The 2,541-nt window shown below is 35.9% G+C and carries 3 protein-coding genes; all 3 read right to left on the reverse strand.

Going from position 1 to position 2,541, the window contains the following annotated elements; all coding sequences use genetic code 11:
* Positions 1-314: 314 nt before the first annotated feature.
* The 3 genes from ACLU24_RS08900 to ACLU24_RS08910 are packed head-to-tail and all read right to left on the reverse strand — an operon-like array spanning position 315 to position 2,471.
* Positions 315-1,298: a sensor histidine kinase gene (locus ACLU24_RS08900; protein ID WP_412612048.1), complete on the reverse strand. Its 984-nt coding sequence runs from the start codon at positions 1,296-1,298 to the stop codon at positions 315-317.
* A 10-nt stretch (positions 1,299-1,308) separates the two neighbouring features.
* A complete protein-coding gene (locus tag ACLU24_RS08905) occupies positions 1,309-1,983 on the reverse strand; it encodes a response regulator transcription factor (protein WP_412612049.1) in 675 nt (224 codons plus the stop codon).
* A gap of 11 nt (positions 1,984-1,994) precedes the next feature.
* Complete coding sequence (locus ACLU24_RS08910) at positions 1,995-2,471, reverse strand: flavodoxin (RefSeq protein ID WP_412612051.1); 477 nt, start codon at positions 2,469-2,471, stop codon at positions 1,995-1,997.
* Positions 2,472-2,541 lie beyond the last annotated feature (70 nt).

The following is a 2,541-nucleotide window of genomic DNA, read 5'->3' on the forward strand; positions in this document are numbered from 1 at the left end:
TCGAAGTAACTACCGAACGGGCAAACACAGTTTATTTCTACAATTTGTTGACTGATTTTTCTAAGACAAATAAAAGTTTCGCTCGAGGCGGCGAGCCGCCGCCCCCAAGACGCGGAATCGCTCGGCTTTGCCTCGCTCGTAGTAAGTGATGGAAGATGGTTGCCGCGGTCGAAGTAACTACCGAACGGGCAAACACAGTTTATTTCTACAATTTGTTGACTGACTTTTCTAAGACAAATAAAAGTTTCGCTCGAGCCTTTTCAAAGGCTTGACCTAAATTTTGAGTGTCTTGTGAACGGAGGCTTGCCGCTTAGCTAAACAGTTGTTTTAATAATTACAGTTGTGCCTTTGCCAACCTCGGATTTAACAGATATTTCATTAGAAAGCTTATCTGTAATCCTCTTACATAAGTATAAGCCTAAACCAGTGGATTTTTTATCAGCTCTGCCATTATAACCTGTAAAGCCTTTCTCGAATATTCTTGGCAAATCTTCTTCGGATATGCCTATTCCTGTATCTGAAATAGAAATTATTCCGTCATTTACAGCTATTGTGACACTGCCCTTTGTGGTATATTTAATCGCATTTGAAAGTATCTGTTCTATAACAAATAAGAGCCATTTCTCATCTGTTACTATTCTTTCAGTTGTGCCGTCATATATAAGCCTTATTCGCTTTCTCACAAATTGCGGTGCATATTTTCTTATGGCTTGTCGGATAATGCTATCAAGCGAATATTCCTTGAAAACAAAGTCGCTTGATGAACTATCCGTTCTGAAATAGCATAATACCATTTCTACATATTGCTCTATTCTGAAAAGTTCTGTTAAAAGCATGGCATTTTGCTCTGTATCTTCTGTTTGCAAGAAAAGACGCATAGCTGAAATTGGCGTTTTTATCTGATGAACCCATGTTGTATAATACTCTATACTTTCTTTTTGCTTAATTTGCGATTGATTATGCTCGTCCGTATAAATATGCCAAAGTGCCTTTAGCATATTACTATAATCTTCCTCTATCTGATTTTTCGGTTCGGGCAAATCATTTATAAGTACATCTATATTCTTGCGAATTTCTTCAAGCTGACAATGTTTCCTATAAAACGGAATAAAATTAGCAGTTAAAAAAATCAAGCTGAATATAAGATAAAGCATAGACGCATAAAAAATTGGTTCTAATGAAACTCCATATGCAAAAAATACACTTATAAATGTTACTATAAATACAGCAAAGAAAATAAGTATCAAACGATATTGGTGCAGGTAGCGAAATAGTATCTTAAAAAAGCTTTTTTTCATAGACTTCACCTTATGAACCGATTATATATCCACTGCCTGATTTTGTACGAATAAAATCATTCAAACCGATAGAATCAAGTTTTTTTCTCAAACGATTTATATTTACGGAAAGAGTATTTTCTTCAACATATATATCGCTTTCCCACAAACGAACCATAAGAGAATTTCGGCTTACAGTTTTACCCTTATTCTCCATAAGCATTTGAAGAATACGAAATTCATTTTTTGTTAATTCAAGCTTATTATTTTTAAATGTCAGCGTCATATCATTAAGGTTGAGTATCGCACCCTTATGCTCTAAGACAGAAATATTTCCTGAGAAATCATAGGTTCTTCTTAGAATCGCCTGTATCTTGGCTGTGAGAACATTTAAATCAAAAGGCTTAGCAATGAAATCATCTCCGCCCATATTCATAGCCATTACGATATTCATATTATCTGATGCTGAGGATATGAACATAATCGGGACTTTTGAGATTTTTCTTATTTCACTGCACCAATGATAACCATTATAAAATGGTAACATAATATCCAGCAATACAAGTTGTGGGTCAAACTCTGTAAACTCTGAAATTATATTCTGGAAATTCTTCGCACATTTTACTTGATAACCCCATAACTCTATCTGCTTTTTCATTGCTATGGACATTGTAGGGTCGTCCTCAACGATAAAGATTCGATACACTATTTCAACTCCTAACGGATACTATCTGCCCACTTTTTGAGTTCTGCTTCGTCAGCATTTGCTTCAAAACGCTTGCCCTCTTTCAAAATTGCACCCTTGCAAGATGGTGCAAGCTCTGAATTTGTCTTTCCCATAGGGCTTGTGCCTGAGGTTGCGAAAGGTATAATTGTTTTGCCTGTTAAATCGTACTGCTCAAGAAATGTATTTATAATTGTAGGGGCAACATACCACCATATCGGAAATCCTACATAAATAGTATCATAATCTGCGATATTATCAAGCTTTTCGGCAACAGCAGGTCTGAAGCTCTTATCGCTCATCTCTACGCTTGAACGGCTTTTCTTATTTGTCCAGTCAAGGTCTGCGGTGGTATATGGTTTTTCGGGCTTTATCTCGAAAATATCAGCATCTACTGCATTAGCAAGTCTTTTTGCCAACTTTGCAGTTACACCACTTGCAGAAAAATACGCTACTAATTTTTTACTCATTTTAGATTCCTCCAAATTATTTTATAGACTTTCCCAAGAAAATTAAAAGTTTCGCTCGAGCCTTTTCAAA

It is taken from the genome of Pseudoruminococcus sp. (assembly GCF_047012705.1).
In the GTDB taxonomy this organism is placed as follows: domain Bacteria; phylum Bacillota; class Clostridia; order Oscillospirales; family Acutalibacteraceae; genus Pseudoruminococcus.

Excerpts from the sequence above, each read along its gene's own strand:
- ACLU24_RS08900 (WP_412612048.1), bottom strand. The coding sequence starts at position 1,298 with ATGAAAAAAAGCTTTTTTAAGATACTATTTCGCTACCTGCACCAATAT.
- ACLU24_RS08910 (WP_412612051.1), bottom strand. The coding sequence starts at position 2,471 with ATGAGTAAAAAATTAGTAGCGTATTTTTCTGCAAGTGGTGTAACTGCA.